Source organism: Streptomyces sp. VRA16 Mangrove soil, assembly GCF_017377775.1.
Classification (GTDB): Bacteria; Actinomycetota; Actinomycetes; order Streptomycetales; family Streptomycetaceae; genus Streptomyces.
The window spans coordinates 242,344-264,438 of the sequence record NZ_JAFVLN010000008.1; the positions used below are offsets into that span (position 1 = coordinate 242,344).

Annotated in this window: 20 protein-coding genes; 11 read left to right on the forward strand and 9 right to left on the reverse strand. The window is 72.5% G+C overall.

Annotation, left to right across the window (positions count from 1 at the left end):
- Positions 1–223 precede the first annotated feature (223 nt).
- Positions 224–832 carry a hypothetical protein gene (locus tag J3486_RS23005; protein WP_229378433.1) on the forward strand — a complete coding sequence of 203 codons (609 nt, stop codon included), beginning with the start codon at positions 224–226 and terminating at the stop codon, positions 830–832.
- Positions 833–1,001: 169 nt separating this feature from the next.
- On the forward strand, positions 1,002–1,445 hold the full coding sequence (locus tag J3486_RS23010; RefSeq protein WP_207823215.1) for a phospholipase: 444 nt from the start codon (positions 1,002–1,004) through the stop codon (positions 1,443–1,445).
- A 25-nt stretch (positions 1,446–1,470) separates the two neighbouring features.
- On the opposite strand, the gene J3486_RS23015 is transcribed toward J3486_RS23010, so the two are convergent.
- Both J3486_RS23015 and J3486_RS23020 read right to left on the reverse strand, forming a co-directional pair.
- Positions 1,471–1,908 carry a VOC family protein gene (locus tag J3486_RS23015; protein ID WP_207823217.1) on the reverse strand — a complete coding sequence of 146 codons (438 nt, stop codon included), beginning with the start codon at positions 1,906–1,908 and terminating at the stop codon, positions 1,471–1,473.
- A 92-nt stretch (positions 1,909–2,000) separates the two neighbouring features.
- Positions 2,001–2,522: a hypothetical protein gene (locus tag J3486_RS23020; protein WP_207823218.1), complete on the reverse strand. Its 522-nt coding sequence runs from the start codon at positions 2,520–2,522 to the stop codon at positions 2,001–2,003.
- A 47-nt stretch (positions 2,523–2,569) separates the two neighbouring features.
- Between J3486_RS23020 and J3486_RS23025 the strand changes: the two genes are divergently transcribed.
- From J3486_RS23025 to J3486_RS23045, 5 genes are all read left to right on the forward strand, one after another.
- Positions 2,570–4,057 (forward strand): carotenoid oxygenase family protein, encoded by a 1,488-nt coding sequence (locus J3486_RS23025; protein WP_229378434.1) that lies wholly within the window; start codon positions 2,570–2,572, stop codon positions 4,055–4,057.
- 328 nt (positions 4,058–4,385) lie between these two features.
- Positions 4,386–4,901 (forward strand): toxin-antitoxin system HicB family antitoxin, encoded by a 516-nt coding sequence (locus J3486_RS23030; protein WP_207823220.1) that lies wholly within the window; start codon positions 4,386–4,388, stop codon positions 4,899–4,901.
- A 104-nt stretch (positions 4,902–5,005) separates the two neighbouring features.
- Positions 5,006–5,848 (forward strand): DUF4097 family beta strand repeat-containing protein, encoded by an 843-nt coding sequence (locus tag J3486_RS23035; protein ID WP_207823221.1) that lies wholly within the window; start codon positions 5,006–5,008, stop codon positions 5,846–5,848.
- Positions 5,849–5,985: 137 nt separating this feature from the next.
- Positions 5,986–6,966, forward strand: a complete 981-nt coding sequence (locus J3486_RS23040; protein WP_207823562.1) for an ATP-binding cassette domain-containing protein — start codon at positions 5,986–5,988, stop codon at positions 6,964–6,966.
- Positions 6,963–7,733 carry an ABC transporter permease gene (locus tag J3486_RS23045; protein WP_207823223.1) on the forward strand — a complete coding sequence of 257 codons (771 nt, stop codon included), beginning with the start codon at positions 6,963–6,965 and terminating at the stop codon, positions 7,731–7,733. Before J3486_RS23040 ends, J3486_RS23045 begins: the two co-directional genes overlap by 4 nt.
- Before the next feature lie 150 nt (positions 7,734–7,883).
- Here the strand turns inward: J3486_RS23045 and J3486_RS23050 are convergent, their stop codons facing one another.
- Both J3486_RS23050 and J3486_RS23055 read right to left on the reverse strand, forming a co-directional pair.
- On the reverse strand, positions 7,884–9,821 hold the full coding sequence (locus J3486_RS23050; protein ID WP_207823225.1) for a long-chain fatty acid--CoA ligase: 1,938 nt from the start codon (positions 9,819–9,821) through the stop codon (positions 7,884–7,886).
- 145 nt (positions 9,822–9,966) lie between these two features.
- Positions 9,967–10,590 (reverse strand): TetR/AcrR family transcriptional regulator, encoded by a 624-nt coding sequence (locus J3486_RS23055; RefSeq protein WP_207823564.1) that lies wholly within the window; start codon positions 10,588–10,590, stop codon positions 9,967–9,969.
- Positions 10,591–10,728: 138 nt separating this feature from the next.
- On the opposite strand from J3486_RS23055, the gene J3486_RS23060 reads away from it, so the two are divergent.
- Positions 10,729–11,196 carry an SCP2 sterol-binding domain-containing protein gene (locus tag J3486_RS23060; RefSeq protein ID WP_207823227.1) on the forward strand — a complete coding sequence of 156 codons (468 nt, stop codon included), beginning with the start codon at positions 10,729–10,731 and terminating at the stop codon, positions 11,194–11,196.
- A 4-nt stretch (positions 11,197–11,200) separates the two neighbouring features.
- On the forward strand, positions 11,201–12,412 hold the full coding sequence (locus tag J3486_RS23065; protein WP_207823229.1) for an acyl-CoA dehydrogenase family protein: 1,212 nt from the start codon (positions 11,201–11,203) through the stop codon (positions 12,410–12,412).
- On the opposite strand, the gene J3486_RS23070 is transcribed toward J3486_RS23065, so the two are convergent.
- Positions 12,375–13,001: a putative glycolipid-binding domain-containing protein gene (locus J3486_RS23070; protein WP_207823231.1), complete on the reverse strand. Its 627-nt coding sequence runs from the start codon at positions 12,999–13,001 to the stop codon at positions 12,375–12,377. The two genes, J3486_RS23065 and J3486_RS23070, sit on opposite strands and share 38 nt — an antisense overlap.
- A gap of 65 nt (positions 13,002–13,066) precedes the next feature.
- Positions 13,067–14,611, reverse strand: a complete 1,545-nt coding sequence (locus tag J3486_RS23075; RefSeq protein WP_207823233.1) for an MFS transporter — start codon at positions 14,609–14,611, stop codon at positions 13,067–13,069.
- A gap of 95 nt (positions 14,612–14,706) precedes the next feature.
- Between J3486_RS23075 and J3486_RS23080 the strand changes: the two genes are divergently transcribed.
- Together J3486_RS23080 and J3486_RS23085 are read left to right on the forward strand one after the other, a co-directional pair.
- Complete coding sequence (locus J3486_RS23080; RefSeq protein WP_207823236.1) at positions 14,707–15,630, forward strand: LysR family transcriptional regulator; 924 nt, start codon at positions 14,707–14,709, stop codon at positions 15,628–15,630.
- Entirely contained in the window at positions 15,627–16,130 is a 504-nt protein-coding gene (locus J3486_RS23085) for a hypothetical protein (protein ID WP_207823238.1), read from the forward strand. Before J3486_RS23080 ends, J3486_RS23085 begins: the two co-directional genes overlap by 4 nt.
- A 31-nt stretch (positions 16,131–16,161) precedes the next feature.
- Here J3486_RS23085 and J3486_RS23090 read toward each other — a convergent pair whose 3' ends face one another.
- From J3486_RS23090 to J3486_RS23100, 3 genes are all read right to left on the reverse strand, one after another.
- Positions 16,162–17,703: a von Willebrand factor type A domain-containing protein gene (locus J3486_RS23090; protein ID WP_229378436.1), complete on the reverse strand. Its 1,542-nt coding sequence runs from the start codon at positions 17,701–17,703 to the stop codon at positions 16,162–16,164.
- A 175-nt stretch (positions 17,704–17,878) separates the two neighbouring features.
- The gene (locus tag J3486_RS23095; protein WP_207823240.1) at positions 17,879–18,769 is read right to left on the reverse strand and encodes an ABC transporter permease; all 891 of its coding nucleotides are present in this window, start codon (positions 18,767–18,769) and stop codon (positions 17,879–17,881) included.
- Positions 18,770–19,253: 484 nt separating this feature from the next.
- Positions 19,254–21,995: an alpha/beta fold hydrolase gene (locus tag J3486_RS23100; protein ID WP_207823242.1), complete on the reverse strand. Its 2,742-nt coding sequence runs from the start codon at positions 21,993–21,995 to the stop codon at positions 19,254–19,256.
- Positions 21,996–22,095: the final 100 nt, after the last annotated feature.

A 22,095-nucleotide genomic window follows, 5' to 3' on the forward strand; every position in this document is an offset into this window, starting at 1 on the left:
GCCCGACGGCCCGTCCCCTAGGGGGTGTTCGCGGGAGGTCCGGCCCGTGACGGCGCGCTCCGGCCCGTCCCCGCAGGAAGATGCAGCGGCCACACACCCGCGCGCGACACGGACAGCGAACCCCTGCCCATGGGTCGCGCGGGGCTCCCCTACGGCCCGCCTCCGGGTGTGGTCAGGGTTGAACCCGATGGTCCGGAGTGTCCCGCTCCGCGACGGTGGATCCATGACAAAGACAGCGCGCACCCCCCGCCGCCTCGCCGTCCTGATCCCCGTCCTGCTGCTCTGGTACGGCGTGCTGCGCCTGATCGACGGCATGGACGGGGAGCACGGTCCCGGCCTGGCGTGGAACCTCGGACACGTGAGTTTCCTGGGCGCTTTCGTCCTCCTGGGCGCCTTAGTCGTGGCGCTGCGGCGTCTGGTCCCCGAGACCACCGCGCGAAGGCGCGCCGTCGCCGACACCGCCATGGTCGCCGGTCTCTCGGGGGCCGTCTGCTTCCTGTGGGTCATCCTCGGCGACCTCAGCCCGGCCCTCTCGGACGCCGCCCCGCTCCCCGCCCCGCTGCAGCTCGCCGGCCCGCTCGCCTTCCAGGGCGGCCTGCTGACGCTCCTGACGCTGCTGGCGACCGCCCGCCCGCGGCGACTCCCGGTCCGCACCCCGGTCCTGACCTTCGTCGCGTTCGCCCTGATCACGGTCAACCTGGACCTGCTCCCGGTGGCGGCCCTCACCCTGCTGGCCGCCCTCGCCCCGCTGACCTCGCTGCGCCCCGCCCCCGACTCCGGGGCCCGGCAGGAGAAGCGGGACACCGCCCGGACGCAGCTCGAACGCCGCTGACAGCTGACAGCTGACATCGGGACCCTTCCCCCGGACCACCGGCAGGTGATCCGGGGCGCGCCGCGCACAGCGCGGTATATCCTCCGCGAAGTTTTCGCATAACCGGTCCTTCCAGTCTTGGGCCTGCCGCGCCGGGAGACACCCGGCGCCCGCCCGCTGGAGGACTCAGATGCGTCGTCGCGTCGCGACCCTGCTCGCCACCGCAGTGTCCGGAATCATCCTTGCCGCCTCGCCCGCCACCGCCGCCCCGGCGGACAAGGCCGAAGTGCTGAGCAGTTGGACGCAGACCAGCGCGACCAGCTACAACACCTGGCTGTCGGCGCGCAACAACCAGTCAGCCTGGTCGGCGTACGCCTTCGACTGGTCGACGGACTACTGCAGTTCGTCCCCCGACAACCCTCTGGGCTTCCCCTTCAAGATGTCCTGTGCGCGGCACGACTTCGGTTACCGCAACTACAAGGCGGCCGGCACCTTCAGCGCCAACAAGTCGCGCCTCGACGACGCCCTGTACGCGGACCTCAAGCGGGTGTGCGCCGGGTACTCCGGGGTGTCGAAGACCTCGTGCGACTCGACCGCGTGGACGTACTACCAGGCCGTGAAGGCCTTCGGCTGACGGACGGGAGCGGGGACCTGGCCCGTCAGTCCAGCTGCTGGGCCAGTCCGACCATGAAGCCCTCCGGGGCGCGGAGATAGCAGAGCAGAAAGCTGTCCTCGTACCGGGCGATCTGTCCGACGAGTGCGGCGCCGTGCGGGCGCAGCCGGGCGACGGTGTCCTCGATGTCGTCGACGGCGAACATGACGCGGTGCATGCCCAGCACGTTGTGCGGCGGGTTGCGCGGCCCCTTGATCACCTCGGGGCTGAGGTACTTCGAGAGCTCCAGGCGGCCGTGGCCGTCCGGGCTCCTGAGCATCGCGATCTCGCAGTGGACACCGTCGAGCCCGGTGCACCGGTCGGGGACGAGGCCCTCGACCTCGGTCCTGCCCTCCAACTCCATGCCCAGTTCCACGAAGAATGCGACGGCGGCGTCCATGTCCTCGACGACGATGCCCACGTTGTCCATCCGCTGAATCGCCATGCGGGTCTCTCCTGCTCTCTCGTACGACCTCGTACGGCCTCGTCCTCGTACGACCTCGTTCTCGTTCTCGTCCTCGTGCGGCCGGGCGGTGGTCAGAGCTTCCCGATGACCACCCCGCGCCATGTCCACCCGGACCCCAGAATCGCCTGCCGCAGCGGGTCCCGCAGGTCGGCGCTGTCGAAGCTGAAGGTCTCCGTCGCCTCGATGCGGCCCTCGTCGTTGCGGCCGAGGGTCCACTGCTTCGAGACCGTGCGGCCCGGCCCGCGGCCCGCCTCGGCGGAGACGGAGAGGGTGGGGACGCCGCGCACCCAGGTGACCTCCAACTGCTGCTCCACCACCCGGACCTCGTGTTTGTCGGGCACCAGACGCATCCGGAACCTGAGGACGTGGCGGACGTCGGTGCGCGAGAAGAAGCCGTGCCACGTCGGTTCCGTGACCCGCCACTCGGCCACCAGGTCCGCGTCGTCGTCCCCCGCGTCACGGCCGTACCGCACCGCGTAGGGGACGTCCGGGCCGTTGAGGGCGAGCAGCGCCGCGCGCACGTCGGCGGTGGAGCGCGGTTCCACGCCGTCGTCGGGGTGCTTGGTGCCGGTCAGCTTGTCGAGGAGTCCCATGGGGTCAACCTAGGCCCTGGGGGTCGACCGGGACCACGTACCGCTGGATGGTGGAGGGCGGGAACGGCAGCGTTCACGTCGTCGAGAGGGCCGTGGTCATGGCCGATCAGGAGCAGCGGAGGAACCCGTATCTGCAGGGGGTGTTCGCTCCCGTCCGGGACGAGGTCACCGCCTACGACCTGCCCGTCAGCGGGCGGATCCCCGAGGGCCTCGAGGGGAGGTTCCTGCGCAACGGGCCCAATCCGCTGAACATCGAGGACCCGGCCGCCCACCACTGGTTCAGCGGCCCCGGCATGGTGCACGGGGTGCGGCTGCGCGGCGGGCGGGCCGAGTGGTACCGCAACCGGTGGGTGCGCAGCGACGCGATGGCGGCCGCCCTCGGGGACAAACCGGTGCACGGGCCACGCCACCTCGACATGGACTTCGCGCCGAACACGCACATCCTGCGGTTCGCGGGCCGCTACTTGGCGACGGTCGAGGGCGGGCCGCTGCCGTACGAGCTGGACGGCGCGCTCGACACCCTCGGACCGTACGACTTCCAGGGCACGCTGCCGGGCGGGTTCGCCGCGCACACCACCCTCGACCCGGTGGGCGGGGAGCTGCACGCGGTGGCGTACTGCTGGGCTCATCCGTATGTGCAGTACCTGGTGGTGGGGGCCGACGGGCGGGTGCGGCGCAGTGTCGACGTTCCCGTCGACGGGCGCCCGATGATGCACGACTTCTCGCTCACCGCGTCGTACGTGCTGCTCTACGACCTGCCCGTGGTCTTCGACACCGGCTTCGCCTCGTCGCCGTCCTCGCTGCCGTACGTCTGGGATCCCGCGCGCCCGCCACGGCTCGGCGTGCTGCCGCGCGAGGGGCGGGCCGAGGACGTGCGGTGGCTGGAGGTCGAGCCGTGTTTCGTCTTCCACCCTATGAACGCGTACGAGGACGGGGCCGGGCTCATCACGGTTCATCTGGTGCGCTACGACCGGGTGTTCGCGGGCCGCGGCAGCCAGGGGCCCGACGAGACGCCGCCGCGGCTCGTGCGGTGGACCGTGGATCTGGACGCCGGGGTGGTGCGGGAGGACGGCATCGACGAGCGGGCCGTGGAGTTCCCGCGCGTCGACCCGCGGCGGGCCACGGGTGCGCACCGGTACGGGTACGGGGTCCTGGAACCCGACGACGGGTACGGCGCCGACCGCGCCCGCCGGCATCTCCTGTCCCCCACCGATCCGGCTCCGGACCTGGACCGGCTGGGCGTGGGGCTCGTGAAGTTCGATCTGGAGCGGGGCGGCAGCGAGGTACACCGGTTCCCCGCGGGCTGCGACGTCGGCGAGGGCGTGTTCGTGCCGGACGCGGGCGCGAACGGCGCTGCCGAGGACGACGGATGGCTGCTGGCATACGTGTTCGACGCCGAGCGCGGGGCCAGCGATCTCGTGATCCTCGCCGCGCAGGATCTGGGCGGCCCGCCCGTCGCCCGGGTGCATCTTCCGGTACGGGTGCCGGTGGGGTTCCACGGCAACTGGATCCCTGACGGCACGGGTGGGACCTGAGAAGGCCCGAGAAGACCTGAGAAGACCTGATGCGACCTGATGAGACCTGGTGAGGCCTGGTGAGACCTGGTGGCGCTGGCTGAGACCCGTCGGCGCCACCTGGCATCAGCTGGCACCAGGTGGCACCAGCTGATGCCTGATGGCGCCAGGTGGCGCCATTTGGTGCCACTGCGCCGCCACGCACCCACCCCACCTCCCCTTGGCGCCAGCCTGACATTCTGCGACGCCATCACGTTTCAGCAGTTCAGAGGCGGTATAGCCAGGAGCGGGACAAACCCTTCCCCGTAAAGGCTTGCGCATGGCGCCAAAGTGGTGCCACTATGACGTCATGGACCTCACGCCGTATGTCGACTCTCTCCGCCGGGAACTCGCGGTGGCCGCCGAAGCCGGGGGCGACGACGCCCGCGAGCTGGCCGACCGGCTCACCGCCCCCCTGGAGTCGGCGACCCGACTGACCATGCTCAACGTGCTCTCCGCCGCGATGGACGAGATCACCCGCGAGCTCGCCCCCGGCTCCGTCGACGTACGGCTGCGAGGACTCGACCCCGACTTCGTGGTGACGCTGCCGGCCGCCGACGGCGACACCACCGCGGAGCCGGCCGCCGCCCCCGCCGAGTCGTTCAAGGCCCTGGCCGAGAGCGACGAGGGCGGCACCGCCCGCGTCAACCTGCGACTGCCGGCCCACCTCAAGGCCCGCGCCGAGGAGGCCGCGAGCCGCGAGGGCCTGTCGGTCAACGCGTGGCTGGTGCGGGCCGTGTCGGCCGCGGTCGACGGCGGCGCCGCACCGAAAACACCGCAGAAGAGCCGCACCGTCGGACAGAGCTTCACGGGCTGGGCGCGCTAGCGGCACCCCGCACCAGAGCACCAGAGCACAGCACCCGCTCCACGTCACCCACACCACGTCCCACCAGCGGGGACGCCCCACCGACCCAAGAGGACGGGACAGCCATGCCTTCTTACGACACTCCCGAAGCGATCTCGGTCGACGCGCACATCGGCGCCGGTTCCCTCCAGTTCGCCGCGAGCGACCGCGCCGACACCGTCGTCGAGGTCCGGCCCGCCAACCCGAAGCGCGACAAGGACGTACGGGCCGCCGAACAGACCGAGGTCGGCTACGTGAACGGGGTTCTCGGCATCCGCACGAAGGAACGCCGCATGATCGGCCCCAGCGGCAGCGTCGACGTGACGGTCGCGCTGCCCGCCGGGTCGCACGTCGACGCGAACGGCTCGGTGACCCATGTGATCAGCGAGGGCCGGCTCGGCCAGGTCCGCGTGAAGACGTCGGTGGGCGACGTGCGGCTCGACACGACGGGCCCCCTGTTCCTGTCCGTCTCGCACGGCTCGATCATGGTGGACCACGTCGAGGGCCACGCGGAGATCACCACCAGCTCCGGCAGCATCCGCGCCGGCCTCCTGGACGGCCCCGCCGTCCTGAAGAACTCCCACGGCAGCACGACCGTCGCGGCCGCCACCGACGAACTGCAGGTGAGCGGCGCCAACGGGCCGATCGACATCGAGCGCGCCGAGGGTTCGGTCAGCGCGACCACCGCCCACGGCACCCTGCGCGTCGCCGACGTGGTCCGCGGCACCGTGCACCTGGAGACCAACTACGGCGCCATCGACATCGGCGTCCGCTCGGGCACGGCCGCCTGGCTGGACCTCAGCTCGGCCAAGGGCCAGGTGCGCAACGCGCTCACCGCCTCCGACAGCCCCGACGAGACCGAGAACACCGTCGAGGTCCACGCCCGTACCCGCTACGGCAACATCGACGTCCGCCGCACCAAGGGCTGAGCACCGGCCCCTCCCGGGGGCCCTTCCCTCTCCCCCCTCCTGCCTCTTCACCCTCCTCCCTCTGCCCCGCTCTCCTTCCTCCTCTCCTTCCCGTCCCCTTCAGCCTCCGATCGGAGAGCTCCATGCCTTCCTCTGTCATGTCCACGTCCAAGAAGGGCGACGGTGGCGCGCCGCCCGCCGCCGTCTCCGCCTCGGGTCTGCGCAAGTCCTACGGCGACAAGGTCGTCCTCGACGGCATCGACCTGTACATCCCGGCCGGCTCGATCTTCGCGCTGCTCGGTCCGAACGGCGCCGGCAAGACCACCACCGTGCAGATCCTGTCCACGCTCATCTCCGCCGACGCCGGACAGATCCAGGTCGCCGGTCACGATCTCGCCGTCGACGCGCAGAAGGTGCGCGCCGCGATCGGCGTGACCGGTCAGTTCTCCGCCGTGGACGGGCTGATCACCGGCGAGGAGAACATGCTCCTCATGGCCGACCTGCACCACCTGCCGAAGGCGGAGGGGCGCCGGGTCGCCGCCGAACTCCTGGAGCGCTTCGACCTCACCGAGGCCGCCAAGAAGCCCGCCTCCACCTACTCCGGCGGCATGAAACGACGCCTCGACATCGCCATGACCCTCGTCGGCAGCCCACGGATCATCTTCCTCGACGAACCGACCACCGGACTCGACCCACGCTCCCGGCACACCATGTGGGGCATCATCCGCGAGCTGGTCCGCGACGGCGTCACCGTCCTGCTCACCACCCAGTACCTCGAAGAAGCCGACCAACTCGCCGACCGCATCGCCGTGCTGCACGACGGGAAGATCGCCGCCGAGGGCACCGCCGACGAACTCAAGCGGATCGTCCCCGGCGGACACATCCGCCTCCGCTTCACCGACCCCGACGCCTATCGGGCCGCCGTCTCCGCACTCCAGGTGGCCACCCGCGACGACGACGCCCTCACCCTCCAGATCCCCAGCGACGGCAGCCAGCGCGAACTGCGGTCCGTCCTCGACTGGCTGGACTCGGTCGGCATCGAGGCCGACGAACTGACCGTGCACACCCCGGACCTGGACGACGTGTTCTTCGCCCTCACCGGCGGCACCGACGACAAGACCAAGGAGACCGTCCGATGAGCACCCTGACCCTCGCCGTCCGCGACTCGTCGACGATGCTGCGCCGCAACCTGCTGCACGCCCGCCGCTACCCGTCGCTCACCCTGAACCTGCTGCTCACCCCGGTGATGCTGCTGCTGCTCTTCGTCTACGTCTTCGGCGACACGATGAGCGGCGGCGCGGGCCGCGACGCCTATCTCGCCTATCTGCTCCCCGGCATCATGCTGATGACCGTCGGCTCCACCACCATCGGCACCGCCGTCTCGGTCGCCATGGACATGAGCGAGGGCATCATCGCCCGGTTCCGCACCATGGCCATCCATCGCGGCTCGATCCTGGTCGGGCATGTGATCGGCAGCGTCATCCAGTCCGTGGCCAGTGTGGTCCTCGTCGGCGCGGTCGGCGTCGCCCTCGGCTTCCGGTCCACCGACGCCACCGCCCTGGAGTGGCTCGCCGCCTTCGGGCTGCTGGTCCTCTTCTCGCTCTCCCTCACCTGGATCGCGGTGGGCATGGGCCTGGTCAGCCCGAACGCCGAGGCGGCGAGCAACAACGCGATGCCGCTGATCTTCCTGCCGCTGATCTCCAGCGCCTTCGTACCGCTGCACTCGATGCCCGGCTGGTTCCAGCCCATCGCCGAGTACCAGCCCTTCACCCCCGCCATCGAGACCCTCCGCGGACTCCTCCTCGGCACCGGGATCGGCCACAACGGCTGGCTCGCCCTCGGCTGGTGCGTCGGCCTCGCGGTCCTCGGCTACTTCTGGTCCGCCGCCAAGTTCAACAAGCAGTGACACCCGGCCCCCATCGGGACTGAGGAGGGAAGTGCGGGCGGTGGCGGCGGCTCGCAGAAGCGCAGGGCGGCGACGGAGCCGCCGGCTCCGGATCCGGGGCCGGCGGCGATGACGTCGAAGTCGACGCCGCCACGGTCCCCGCCGGCGGTCTCAGGCGCCGTACAGCTCCTCGATCTCCCGCGCGTACGCCGCCGTGACCGCCTGCCGCTTGATCTTCAGGGACGGCGTGAGGAGTCCGTTGTCCTCCGTGAACTCGCCCTCGACCAGGGTGAATCTGCGGATGGACTCGGCGCGCGAGACGGCCTCGTTGGCGTAGTCGACGGCCTTCTGGACGTCGGCGACGATGCGCGGGTCGCGGATCACCTCGCTCATCGGGGTGTCGGCGGGCATCTTGCGCACGTTCAGCCAGTGGGCGACGGATTCGGGTTCCAGGGTGATGACGGCGGCGATGTAGGAGCGGTTGTCCCCGACGACGAGGCACTGGCCGACGGGCGAGCGGCTGCGCAGCCGGTCCTCCAGGACGGCCGGGGAGACGTTCTTGCCGCCGCTCGTGACGAGGATGTCCTTCTTCCGTCCGGTGATGGTCAGATGGCCCTCGTCGTCGAGCGCGCCGAGGTCACCGGTCGCGAACCAGCCGTCCGCGTCGAGGACTTCGGCGGTGGCGTCCGCGTTGTTCCAGTACGCGCCGAAGACGATGCCGCCCTTGATCAGCACCTCCCCGTCGTCGGCGATCCGGACGGCGGTGCCGGGCACGGGGGCGCCCACGGTGCCGGGGCGGGGCCGCAGCGGCGGGGTGATGGTGGCGGCGGCGGTCGTCTCGGTGAGCCCGTAGCCCTCGTAGATGACGATGCCGGCGGCGTAGAAGAACAGGTTGAGGTTGCGGTCGAGCGGGGAGCCGCCGCTGATCGCGTAGCGCAGCCGGCCGCCGAGTTCCTTGCGGACGCGGCGGTAGACGAGGAGGTCGTACAGGCCCGCGGCGAGCCGCAGCCCGAGCCCCGGCCCCTCCCCCGTCCCCAGGAACCCGGCGAGGTACTGCTCGCCGAACCGCACGGCGATCCGGTCGGCCCGGTCGAAGGAGGCGCCGCGGCCGATCTTCTCCGCGGTGGCCCGCCCGGTGTCGTGGATCTTCTCGAAGAGATAGGGCACGCCGACCACGAACGTCGGCCGGAACGAACGGAGTTCGGGCCGCAGCTCGTCGGGCTTGATGCTCGCGCAGTGGCCGAGCTCGATCCGGGCCAGCAGGCACGCCACCTGGATGGTGCGGCCCAGGATGTGCGCGAGCGGCAGGAAGAGCAGCGTCGAGGCGACCTGCCCCGTGACGGCCTTGAAGATCGGGTGCAGCAGCTCGACGGTGTTGGCGGCCTCGGCGTACAGATTGCCGTGGGTGAGGACGCAGCCCTTGGGCCGGCCGGTGGTGCCGGAGGTGTAGCAGACGGTGGCGATGGTGTCGGGGGTGAGGGCGGCGCGCCGCTTGTGCACCTCCTCGTCGGGTATCTCCCGTCCGGCGGCGGCGAGTTCGGGGACGGCGCCCTCGTCGAGCTGCCAGATGCGGGGGCGGTCGTCCGGGTCCGGGAAGGCGGTCTCGGCGGCGGCCTGGTTCTCCGGTGTTTCCACGATCAGCAGCCGGGCGCCCGAGTCACGGACGATCCACTCGATCTGCCCGGGCGACGACGTGGCGTAGATCGGCACGGTCTGGCCGCCCGCCGCCCAGATCGCGAAGTCGAGGACCTCCCACTCGTACCGGGTACGGGACATGAGCGCGACCCGGCCGCCCGGTTCGAGGCCGGCCGCGATCAACCCCTTGGCGGCGGCGGTCACTTCACGGGCGAAGGCGGCCGCGGTGACCGGCCGCCAGCCCGCGGGGGCGCTCGCCTCCTTGCGCTTGAGGACGACGGTGTCCGGTGCCTCGACGGCGTTCACGAAGGGGATGTCGGCCGGTGTGGTGACGCCGTCGCCCGGCGGCGCGGCCAGCGGGGCGGTGCGGGCCTCGCGCACCACGCCCCGTTCGTCCCTGACGAGTTCGACCTGCACACGGTCGGCCAGGTCGCTGCGCTTCCTGGCCCGCTTCAGATCCTTGCGTACGCCCATGACGGCTCCCGGTCGCGCGGCTGCAGTACTCCGGTGCTTGCTCGTACTTACTGGAGAGTCAACTTACTCACGCGTAAGCAAAATTCAATGGGTCGGGCGGCAATGGGGCCCGACAAGCGCCGGATCCAGGCAGGGGCGACAGCTCCTACGGCGTCTCCGGCAGCCACGCCTCGCCGTCGAGGACGTCCCGCATCCCCACCCACACCATGTTCATCAGCCGCAGGGCGACGGCTTCCGGGGACTGGCCCGGGTGGTGCTCCGTCCAGTCGGTGAGCGAGTCGGCGGCGCCGACCAGGGCGTGCGCGACGAAGTCCGCCTCCTGGGCGCCGAGCCGGGCCCCGCGGCCGCTCTCGGTGATCCCGTCCTGGATCAGCCCGGCCACCTCGGCCATGACCGCGCGGCGGGCCTCGGCGACGGCGGCGGCGATGGCCTCGCTCAGCTCGGACGCCTGCCGGTGCAGCACGACCCAGCTGTCGCGGTGCTCGGCGACGAAGGCGAAGAACGCCGAGAGCCCGGCGTACAGGCGCAGTTCGGGCGCGGCGCCCGCGCCCCTCGCGGCCTCCTGGAACGCGGCGACGAGCCGCTCGGCCTCCCGCCGCAGACAGGCGAGGAAGAGGCCCTCCTTGGAGTCCAGGTAGAGATAGACCATCGGCTTGGAGATCCCGGCGAGTTCGGCGATCTCGTCGACGGACGCCGCGTGGTAGCCACGCTTGGCGAAGACGGCCACCGCGACGTCGATGATCTGCTGCTCGCGCTCCTGGCGCGGCACACGCTTGCGCCGTCCCGCCGTGCGCGCTGCCGTGCGCCCTTGAGCCGCTCCCGATGTCCCCGTCACTCTTGTCAGCCTACCTACCTCACCGTAACCTTACCAATTAGTAAGCTTACCGATCAGTAAGGAGCTGGGTCCATGAGTGGTGCCGACGACATCGCCGCCCTCGACTTCGCGAGCGTCACGCCCGAGGAGTTCGCCCGGATCGTGAAGGGCCTGTCCGCGAAGGAGATCAACGAGATCGCGCAGGACGGCGCGCTGCGCGCCCGGGTCCTCAAAGAGGTGTTCGCGCGCATGGAGCGGCAGTTCAAGCCGGATGTCGCGGGCTCGCTCGAAGCACTGATCCGCTGGAAGGTGACCGGACAGGACGGCGTCGACGACGCGGTCTACGAGACGAAGATCTCGAACGCCACGTGCACGGTGACCGAGGGCCGCTCGGACGCGGAGCCGCGCGTGACGCTGATGATGGGCGACGCCGACTTCCTGAAGCTGGTCTCGGGCAACTCCTCGCCCGTCACGATGTTCATGATGCGCAAGGTGAAGATCGCGGGCGACGTCGCGCTCGCGGCGGGCCTGACCCGCTACTTCGACATCCCCAAGGCGTAACGCCATGGCCTTCTCTCTCGAACTGGACGAGGAGCAGCGCGAACTGCGCGACTGGGTGCACGGCTTCGCGGCGGACGTCGTCCGTCCGGCCGCGGCCGAGTGGGACGAGCGCGAACAGACGCCCTGGCCGGTGATCCAGGAGGCGGCGAAGATCGGCCTGTACGGGTTCGAGTCGCTCGCCGAGCTGTTCGGCGACCCGAGCGGGATCTCGCTGCAGATCGCCAACGAGGAGCTGTTCTGGGGCGACGCGGGCATCGGCATGGCGCTGTTCGGCACGTCGCTCGCGGTCGCGGGGATCTTCTCGTCCGGTACGCCCGACCAGTTGGCGGAGTGGGTGCCGCAGTGCTTCGGCGACGAGGACGACCCGAAGGTGGCCGCCTTCTGCGTCTCCGAGCCGCAGGCGGGTTCGGACGTGGCGGCGATGCGTACGCGCGCCCGCTACGACGAGGCCAAGGACGAGTGGGTGCTCAGCGGCCAGAAGGCGTGGATCACCAACGGCGGCATCGCGAACGTGCACGTCGTCGTCGCCTCCGTCGACCCCGCCCTCGGCTCGCGCGGGCAGGCGGCGTTCATCGTGCCGCCGGGGACGCGGGGCCTCGAAGGGGCCAAGAAGATACGCAAGCTGGGGCTGCGCGCCTCGCACACGGCGGACGTCTTCCTCGACGACGTACGGGTGCCAGGGCACTGCCTGCTGGGCGGCCGCGACCGGCTCGAAGGGCGCCTGGCGCGGGCCCGGGAGGGCGGCCGTGCCAAGGGACAGGCGGCCATGTCCACCTTCGAGGTGAGCCGTCCGACGGTCGGCGCGCAGGCGCTCGGCATCGCGCGGGCGGCGTACGAGTACGCCCTGGAGTACGCGGGCGACCGGGAGGCGTTCGGCCGCCCCATCATCGAGAACCAGGCCATCGCCTTCGCCCTGGCCGATCTGCGCACGGAGATCGAGGCGTGCCGTCTCCTCATCTGGCAGGCGTCCTGGATGGCCCGCAACGACAAGGTCTTCGACGCGGGGCAGGGCTCCATGTCGAAGCTGCGCGCCGGTGAACTGGCCGTGGCCTCCACCGAGAAGGCGATCCAGGTGCTCGGCGGGGCCGGGTACAGCCGGGAGCACCCGGTGGAGCGGATGTACCGGGACGCGAAGATCTACACCATCTTCGAGGGCACCAGCGAGATCCAGCGGCTCGTCATCGCCCGGGCGATCTCGGGCCGGCAGATCCGCTGACCCCGGACGCCGGGTGGCGGTGGGCGAGCCGCGGATAGTCGACGACCAGGCCCTCCGCGTCGAACTCCACGTCGGCGCGGAAGGTCCCGGACGCATAGCGCACCCGGGCGCCGCCGTTCTCGGTCGGGCCCAGGTGCGTATAGGTCTGCCGTGACGGGGTGACGGTGAGCTCCGGCACGGCGACCCAGGCCATCAGGAACGTCCGCTCGCCCGGGGCCCGGTGCAGTGCGTGCCGGCGCACCGGCATCGTGTTGGTCAGCGGGCACAGCCCCAGATCGCAGTCGAGCGCGCCGTCGAGACCGGCCAGCACCCGCCCGTTCCCGGACCACTGACCGCTGTCGGCGTCGCGCAGCAGCTCCAACTCCCGCACCCCGTCCGCGTCTTCGACACACACGCGCAGCCGCCGGGTCACGTACTGCTCACCGGTCTCCAGTTCGTACGTGACCCAGTACGGCCCGGGCCCGACCCCGAAGGCCCGCCCGTGAGCCCGCAGCGCCCCGTCACCCCACTCCACCCAGGCGGTCTCGCACCCGGAGCCGGCGGTCACGGTCCAGGTGCGTACGGCTGTCGTCCCGATGGTGCCGGTCATGTCGGTCACTCCCTTCGCCCGCACGACCGTAACGCCCCCCACTGACAACCGGCCCCGACCCGCCCTCACCCCCGCCCGTCCGGCCGTGCGGTCGCTATCGCCAGTACCGCTGCCGCGCCGACCGCGATGAGCACCGCGCCCGCCGCCGGCAAGGAGGCGAGGGTGCCGAGGACCGCCACGCCGAGGGCCGAGCCCGCCTGGCGTACGCCGTTGAGGGCGCCCTGGGCCGTGGCGGCGTGAGCGGGCGGGGCCGCGACGGCCATCTCGGCGGCGGCGCCGGGGACGGAGAGGGTGCCGGTGGCGGCGAGCGCCAGTTCGGCGAAAAGCAGCAGGGGCAGCGGCGGGCGGTCGCCACCCGCGCACAGCAGCAGCGCCCCGGCCAGGACCGAGGCCGCCATCCCCGCGAGCAGCACCGGGCGCGCGCCCCGCCGGGCGACCAGGCGGCCCGTGAAGAACGGCATCACGCACACCGGGAACGTCAGGGGCAGCGAGGCGAGCCCGGCCGCCAACGGCGAGAGGTCGTAGGCGCGTTGGAACCAGCTGCCCAGGACGTACAGCGCACCGAAGAACGCGAAGCACGAGGCCGCGGCGGCGACCATCGCGGCCCGCACGCGCGGCAGGGCGAGCAGCGTGGGCGGCAGGACCGGGGCGGGGACGCGGCGTTCGGCCAGGGCGAGGGCGAGGAACGCGGCGCAGGCGACGCCGAGCGGGACGAGCGCGTACGCCGAGCCCCAGCCCTGCGTCCCCGCCTCGACCAGGCCGAACGTGAGGGCGCCGAGACCGCAGGTGGAGAGCAGCAGACCGGTGCGGTCGAGACGGCCCGTGGCGGCGGGACCGCTGGCGCCTGTCTTCCATCTCCCTCCTGTCTTCCATCTCCCTCCTGCCCCGCGACGCCTGGCACGCTCCGCCGGCCTTCGGCCGGGGAGACTTCCTGAGCGCACGTACCGGACGCCGCGCGGCCCGCCCTCCGGGCTGACGGAGGGAGATTGAAGACGGGCCCTGGGCGGCGCCGGGGTCCTCCTGGCCAGCAGCAGCGCGGCGAGGGCGATCGGCGGGTTGACCAGGAACACGAGCCGCCAGCCGCCGAGTTCGACGAGCCCGCCGCCGAGCACGGGGCCGGCCGCGGCGCCGAGTCCGCTGACCGCGGTCCAGGCGCCGATGGCACGAGTGCGGCGCGCGGGGTCCGGGTTGAGCTGGATGAGCAGGGCGAGGGAGGCGGGCACGAGCCCCGCGCCCGCCGCGCCGAGCAGGGCCCGGCCCGCGATCAGCGCCCCGGTGCCGGGCGCGGCGGCGCACAGCAGGGAGAGCACGCCGAAGGCGCCGAGGGCCGCCGTGTACAGGCGCCGCGCACCCCACCGGTCGGCGAACACGCCCCCGGCGAGCAGCAGCCCGGCGAAGACGACGGTGTACGCGTCGACGGTCCAGGGCAGTGCGGCGGCCGACGGGTGCAGGGAGCCACGGACGTCGGGGAGGGCGACGTTGAGGACGGAGGTGTCCAGAAGGACGAGGAGATTGCCGGCGGCGAGGCCGAGGAAGGCCAGGCGGCGCGTGGTGGTGGTCGGGGCCGGGCGGGCCGTGCCCGGCGGGGGCGCCAGGGGTGTCGTCGTCATGACGGCAAGATCGCCCCGAGTGGCGGGGCCGCGCGACGCCGTACATCCGATGCCCCCATCGGAGAGTCCGATGGGGGCCGGTTAGGGTCGGCGGCATGGACACCCGCTATCTGCGCGCCCTGGTCGCGGTCGCCGACCGGGGCGGCATCTCGGCCGCCGCGAAGGAGCTGGGCTACGCCCAGTCCAGTGTCAGTGCCCAACTGCAGCGCCTGGAAGCCGACCTGGGCATCGCGCTGCTCCTGCGTACGGGGACGGGCGCGACCCTGACGGACGCGGGCCGCCGCGTCCTGCCGCATGCGCGGGAGGCCCTGGAGGCGGAGGACCGGATGCGCCGGGCGGCCCTGGGCGGGCGGCCGCGGCTGCGGGTCGGGGCCCAGGAGTCCCTGGCGCACGCCTGGCTGCCGGAGGTGCTCGCCGCGGTGGAGTACGCGGACGCGGCGCCCGGCATCGACGTCGAGCTGACAGTGGCCGCGCGCAGCATCCTCGAACGGGCCTATGCGGCGGGCGAGTTGGACCTGACGCTGCAGTACGACAACGGGTCGGGGCCCGCCGGTCCGCACGCGGTGATCGGCCATGACCGCACGGTCCTGGTGGCGGGCCCGGGACACCCCCTGGCCACGGGCGCGCCGGTCGCCCCCGAGGCCCTGCTCGCGTACGACTTCCTGGTGGCGGAGCCCGACTGCACCTCGCAGATGCTCGTGGACCGGATCGGCCGCGATCTGCTGTCCGGGGCGCAGCTCTCCATGGTGACGGGGTCGCTGTCGGCGCTCATCCGGCTGACCGGGCACGGCCAGGGCGTCTCCCTGCTGCCCCACCTGGCGGTCGCCCACGAGCTGGACGCGGGCGAGCTGGTCCGGCTCCCGCTCACCGAGCCGCTGCGCCCCGTCAGCATCGTCGCGCGGTGGCGCGAGCGGCTCGGGCCGGCCGAGGAGGCGGTCCGTGCGCTCCTCGACGTGGGGCGGCGCGCGGATCCGCTGCCCGAGGTGACGCCGCGCGCGCAGGGGAGCGGGGCCCGGTGAAGGAGCGGGAGAGCGACCCCGCCCTGACCGAACTCCGCGCCACAATGCGCCAGTTGGAGCGGGGCGGCGCCTGGACGCGCTGCGGACGGCTCGACGCACCGGCCGGTCCGGACACCTGGCTCGACCGGATCGCGCCGGAGATCCACACCGTCGTACGGCGGGCGAACGAGGAGTGGGCGCCGCAGGACTCGTACGTGGAGGCGCCGGCCACGCTCGCCGAGGTCGCGCCGCACATGCGCGGGATCGGCCCGGACGAGGCCGTCGCCCACCTGACCCGGTTCGCCGCCGAGTGCCTCTGCTGGCGGGTCCCCCTGATGGACCGGCAGGCCGCCGGGGAGCACGCCTCGCGCGTGGCCGGCCTCCTCGGGCCGCGGGCCCGCTGGTGGACCAACCACGAGGAGCACGGCTGGAACGGCCTGACCGGCTGCACCTTCGACGGCGTCGTCGCGGGCACGGACGGCGTCCGCTTCACCGTGCTCGTCCAGGCCACGGTGGACTGAGCAAACCGGCATGCCTTCGCGCCGCCCGGGCTCAGCGGGCGTCGTTCAGCTTCGCCGCCTCGCGCACCGCGTCGGCCAGCGCGGTGACGTCGGAGTCCTCACTGGAGTCCGCCGCCTTCCGGGCGTGGCGGGTCAGTGCGTTCAGGTCCGGCTCTCCCGGGTACGGCACCTCGGCGCCGGCCTCCAGCCGGTGCGCGAAGTAGGCGGCGACGGCGTCCACCCGCAGCCGGGGCGCCGTGTCGTCGGACCACAGGTCGCGGCCCAGCGCGGAGACCGCCACGTCGCCGGAGGCCTCGCGGGGCGCCCGGCTCTCCGGGTCGAGCCAGCGGACCGTCGCCTTCGCCACGTGCCCCTGCGCACCCTCACGGAGCTTGACCGCGTACAGCGCCGTCACCGTGTGTCCGGGCCCGACCTCGCCGCCGTCGACGCTGTCGTCCCGGAAGTCGTCGTTCGCGACGCGCCTGTCCTCGTAGCCGAGGAGCTTGAAGTCGGCGACGGTGTCCTCGTCGAAGACGACCTGCGCCTTGGCGTCGCGCGCCCTCAACTCGACGTTCTCGGGCAGCTGTTGGACGAACACCTTGCGGGCCTCCGCCTCGGAGGAGACGTAGGTGGTGTGGCCGTCGCCCTTGTCGGCGAGGCGTTCCATGAGCGCGTCGCCGTAGTCGCTGCCGACGCCCACCCCGAAGAGGGTGATGCCGTGCTCGCGCCGCCCGTCGGAGATGTGCTTGAGGATCGCGTCGGCGTCGGTGTCCCCGGTGTTGGCGAGGGCGTCGGAGAGCAGCACGACACGGTTCGTCGCGCCGGACCTGGCGCCCTTCACCGCGGTGGCGTACCCGGTGGTGATGCCCGCCTCCAGGTTGGTGGAGTCGGTGGGCTCCAGGGTGTCGATGGCGTCCTGGACCCGGCCGCGGACCTCGCCGCCCTTGCTGCCGAGGCGGGTCATCGGGAGCACCGTCCGCGCCTCGGCGCTGAAGGTCACCAGGGCGATCGAGTCGTCGGCGCGCAACTGCCCGGTGAGCGTCGACAGGGACTTCCTGACCAGGTCGAGGCGGCCGGGCTCGCCCATCGAACCGGAGATGTCGACGACGAACGTCAGCGCCGCGGGCGGGCGTTCACCGTCCGCCGGGGCCTGTGCGGTCGCCAGTCCCACCCGCATCAGGCGCCAGGCGTCGCCGTCGGCGCGGGCGCCGTCGACCGTGACCGAGAAGCCGTTGCCCGACGGGCGCTCGTAGTCCTGCCGGAAGCTGTTGACGAACTCCTCGGGCCGCACCGTGCCCGGATCGGGCAGCCGCCCTTCGGAGAGGGAGCGGCGCGCGTAGTTGTAGGAGGCGGTGTCGACGTCGAGGGCGAACGTGGACCGGTAGTCGGTCGGCCCGCCCTTGCCGCCGTCCGGCGCGACGGAGGCCGCCGGCCCGTTCACCCCCCGCGCCTTGTCCGCCGACATGCCGCCCGCCGAGTCCGTCCCCGCGCACCCCGTCAGCAGCAGCCCGCCGGTGAGCACCGCGGCGAGCAGTCCCCCGCCGCGGCGCCCGAGGCGCATCCGGTGCCCGCCGCCCTGTTGTCCGCTCCCCATGCCGGCCCTCCCGCTCTGCCCCGCACCGGTGGTGTACCGGCGCCTTGTGACTGTGACGCGCGGGACGCCCGCGGTGTTCGACCCGCGCGATTGCGCCTTGGCCTCAAACCGGTCACAGGGAGCGGCAGTTGTGACCGGTGGGTGATCTTCCAGAGACCTGCCGGTCACAGCGGCCCTACGACACCACGTCCTTCCGTGCGAACCCGCGGAACGCCAGCGCGAACAGCACCACCGCGTACGCCACCGACACCGACGCGCCCTGGATCATGCCGCTCCACTCGGGCTGCGGCTGGATCACGTCCGCCCATGCGAACTGCCAGTGCGCGGGCAGGAAGTCGCGCCAGTGGCCGAGCGCGGTCACCGCGTCGAGGACATTGCCGACGATGGTCAGGAAGACCGCCCCGCCGACCGCGCCCAGCGGGTTGTCCGTCTTCGTCGACAGCCAGAACGCGAGCCCGGCCGTGACCAGTTGGGACAGGAAGATGTACGCGATGACGACGAGCAGCCGCTGCGCCGCCGTCCCGGCCGCCAGCGCGCCGCCGGTCGGGATCTCCAGCGGCCCCCAGCCGTAGGCCACCGTGCCGACGGCGAGCGCGACGACCGGGAGCAGCACGATCGCGGCGAGGCTCAGGCCGAGCGCGACGGTCAGCTTGGACCACAGCAGCCGGGCCCGGGGCACGGGCGCCGCCAGCAGATAGCGCAGGCTGGACCAGCTCGCCTCGGAGGCGACGGTGTCCCCGCAGAACAGGGCGACCGGGATGACGAGCAGGAACCCGGCGGAGACGAACAGGCACGTCGCCGCGAAGTTCGCGCCCGACGCGGTGGCCGTGTCCATCAGCGTCACCCGGCCGTTCCTGCCGCCCGGGTCCCCGCCGATGGCGAAGGCGATGACGAGCACGAACGGCAGCAGCGCGAGCACGGCCCCCATGACCAGGGTCCGCCGCCGCTTCACCTGCCGGGCCAGCTCGACCCGCAGGGGCAGCGTACGACCGGGCCGGTACCCGACGGCCCGCTCCACAGCAGCGGCCTCCGGCCCGGGACTTGTTCCGGTTCCGGTGACGGTCATACGTGTCCTCCGCTCACGAACGAGTACGGCTGCCCGCCCCCGCTGCCTCGGGCAATCTGCCACCCACCACGGCCACCTCGGGCAATCTGCCACCCACCATGGCCACCTCGGGCAATCTGGCGCCCACCATGGCCGCCTCGGGCAATCTGCCGCCCACCACGGCCGCCTCGGGCAATCTGGCGCCCAGCACGGCCGCCTTGGGCAATCTGCCGCGAGCCACAGCCGCCTTGGGCAATCTGCCGCCCAGCACAGCCGCCTTGGGCAATCTGCCGCGAGCCACAGCCGCCTTGGGCAATCTGCCGCCCAGCACGGCCGCCACGGTTGGTCCGCCGCCCGCCCCCGCCGCCTTGGGCAATCTGCCGCCAAGGGCGGCAGGGTGGGCAAGGCGGCACCCCGGCGCCGGGCAGGCGCCCCAGCAGGCCCCCGCCCACGGCCCGGTCCCCGCCCACGGCCCCGAGCGGCAGGCACACCTCGGTCACGCTCATCACGGCGCACCCCCGATCAACGTGAGGAACGCGTCCTCCAACCGCCGGTGCGGCCCAAGAGACTTCACCGGCACATCGAGCCGCACCAACTCCACCAGCAACCGCGCGGCGGCATCCCCACCGGCCCCGGCCCCGGCCCCGGCCGCAGCCGTACCCGACCCCGGAGTCAGCCGAACCAGCAACCCGTCCTCGACCCGTACCGCGGACTCCACCCCGGCCAGCGCCGAGACCTTCTCCACGACCGGCTCGGAGACCTCCCCGGCGACCCCGACCAGCAACGTGTCCCCGGAACCGACGATCTGCTCGACCGGCCCCGCCTGCACGAGCCGCCCCCGGTCCATGACGACCAGATGCGTACAGGACTGCTCGACCTCGGCGAGGAGATGGCTGGAGACGATGACGGTGCGGCCACCGCGCGCGTACCGGATCATCACCTCGCGCATCTCACGGATCTGCGGCGGATCCAGCCCGTTCGTCGGCTCGTCGAGGATCAGCAGGTCCGGCAGGCCGAGCATGGCCTGGGCGATGGCGAGCCGCTGCCGCATGCCCTGCGAGTAAGTGCGCACCGCGCGGGCCAGCGCGTCCCCGAGACCCGCGATCTCCAGGGCCTCCTCCATGTGCGCGTCCTCGGACGGCCGCCCCGTGGCCCGCCAGTACAGCTCCAGGTTCTCCCGCCCCGACAGATGCGGCAGGAACCCCGCGCCCTCGACGAACGCGCCCACGCGGGAGAGCACCGGCGCCCCCGGCCGGATCGCGTGCCCGAAGACGCGGATCTCCCCCGCGTCGGGCGCGATGAGCCCCATGAGCATGCGCAGGGTCGTCGTCTTGCCCGCCCCGTTCGGCCCGAGCAGGCCGAGGACCTGGCCCTTCTCGACCCGGAAGGAGAGGTCACGGACGGCGTACCGGTCCGTCGACTTCGCGTACCGCTTGCTCAGATCGGTGATCTGCAACGGGACGTCGGCGAGCGCCGGATCGGGCGCGGGCGCCGTCGTGCGCCGGCGCGCGGTCAGCAGCAGGCCCGCCGCGACGGCGACCGCCGCCAGCGGCAGCCACCACACCCAGGCGGGCAGCGGCGCGGCCGCGGTCTCCACGTCGGGGGCGACGGGCAGGCTCAGGCCGCTGTCCTTGAGGCTCACCCGGTACGTGGCGGGCCGGTCCGGCGACGCGTACCCGAGGTCGGTCGCCGACAGGACGAGGCGCAGCGTGTGCCCCTTCTGCACCTGGTGGTCGACGGCGGGGAGCGTGAGGGTGACGTCCTTGCCGGCGCCGCCCGCGCCCGTCACCCTTACCGGCGTGACCAGTTGGGAGGGGAGCACCTGGCGGTTGCTGCCGCCGGGCCCGCTGTCGTAGACCTTCGCGAACAGGACGGCCGTGCCGGTGGACGACTGCACGTGGACCGTGGCCGTCGGCGACCCGGTGATGCGCACCGACTTCTTCAGCGGCGCCGAGTCGAAGCGCGCGAACTGGCCCGGAAAGTCCAGGGAGGCGCTGACGCCGAGGGACGACAGGGAGGACAGCGAGCCGAGGCCCGGCACCGACGAGATCGACGGCGGGCCGCCGCCCGGCGGGTTCTGGAACGTCTCCGTGCCGGACTTCAGCGGCACCGCGACCTGCTTCTCGCCGCGCAGCCCCGGATACCGGTCGCCGCTCGCGCCGCGCAGGGTGGCCGCGCCGTCCGTGGAGTCGACGCCGCCGGTGCGGGTGACGCGGAACGCGGGGCCGGTGTCGACGCCCTTCTCGTCCTTCAGGTAGCGGTCGAACCAGGAGGTCACCCGGCCGCTGAGCCGGTCGGTCTCCATGTCGCCGCCGTCGTGCCCGCCGTTGATCCAGTCGACGTCGACGGGCGCGTGGTTCGCCGTGATCCGGCGGGCCATGGCGTCGGCCTGCCCGAGCGGGAACAGCGAGTCGGTCTGGCCCTGCGCGATCAGCGTCGGCACCTTGATGCGGTCGCCGACGGCCGACGGGCTGCGCTCCTCCAGCAGCTTCCGCGCCGCCGCGTCCGGCTCACCGGCGACGGCCACCCGCTGGTACATGTCGCACAACTGCTTCTGGAACCGGCCGCACTCCAGGCCCGCCTCGCTCGTGCGCGAGCCGATGTCGGCGGAGCCCGAGGTGAAGAAGATCCCGGCCCACAGCTTCTTGAACACCCCGTCCGGGAACAGGGCGTCCGCGAGGTTCCAGTACGTGATCTGGGGCGCGATGGCGTCGATCCGCTTGTCGTGACCGGCGGCGAGCAGCGAGACCGCGCCGCCGTACGAGGCGCCGGTCATGCCCACGCGCGGGTCACCCGCCCGGTCGAGCTGCACCTCCGGGCGCTTCGCCAGCCAGTCGATCAGTCGCGACACATCGGCGACCTCGCCCTTGGGGTCGTTGAGACCGATCTTCCCCGTGGACTTCCCGAAGCCGCGCGCGGACCACGTGAGCACCGCGTACCCGTGCCGGGCCAGCTTCTCGGCCTCGCTCCGCACATCGGCCTTGCTGCCGCCGAAGCCGTGCGTGAGCAGCACCGCGGGACGCCGCTTCGCGCTGTCCCCCGCCGTGAAGTACGAGGTGTCGATCCGGACCCCGCCGCCCATCGGCATCATCCGGTCCTGCCGGTGCACGGCCGGACCGGCGCCGGAGGATGCCGCGGCGGACCAGGTCCCGGCGCCCGCGAGCACCACAAGGACGGCCACGACGGCGATCCACCATCGCGGCTTTCCGCGTACTCGCTCGCGCCATACACGCAGTCGTCGATCCATGTCTCAACGGTAGGGGTCGCCACCGACAGTCACCGCCGTCCCCGGTCTGAACCGGCAGACCTCCCCGGGGAGTACGACGCCGACCGCGCCTACCGCAGGC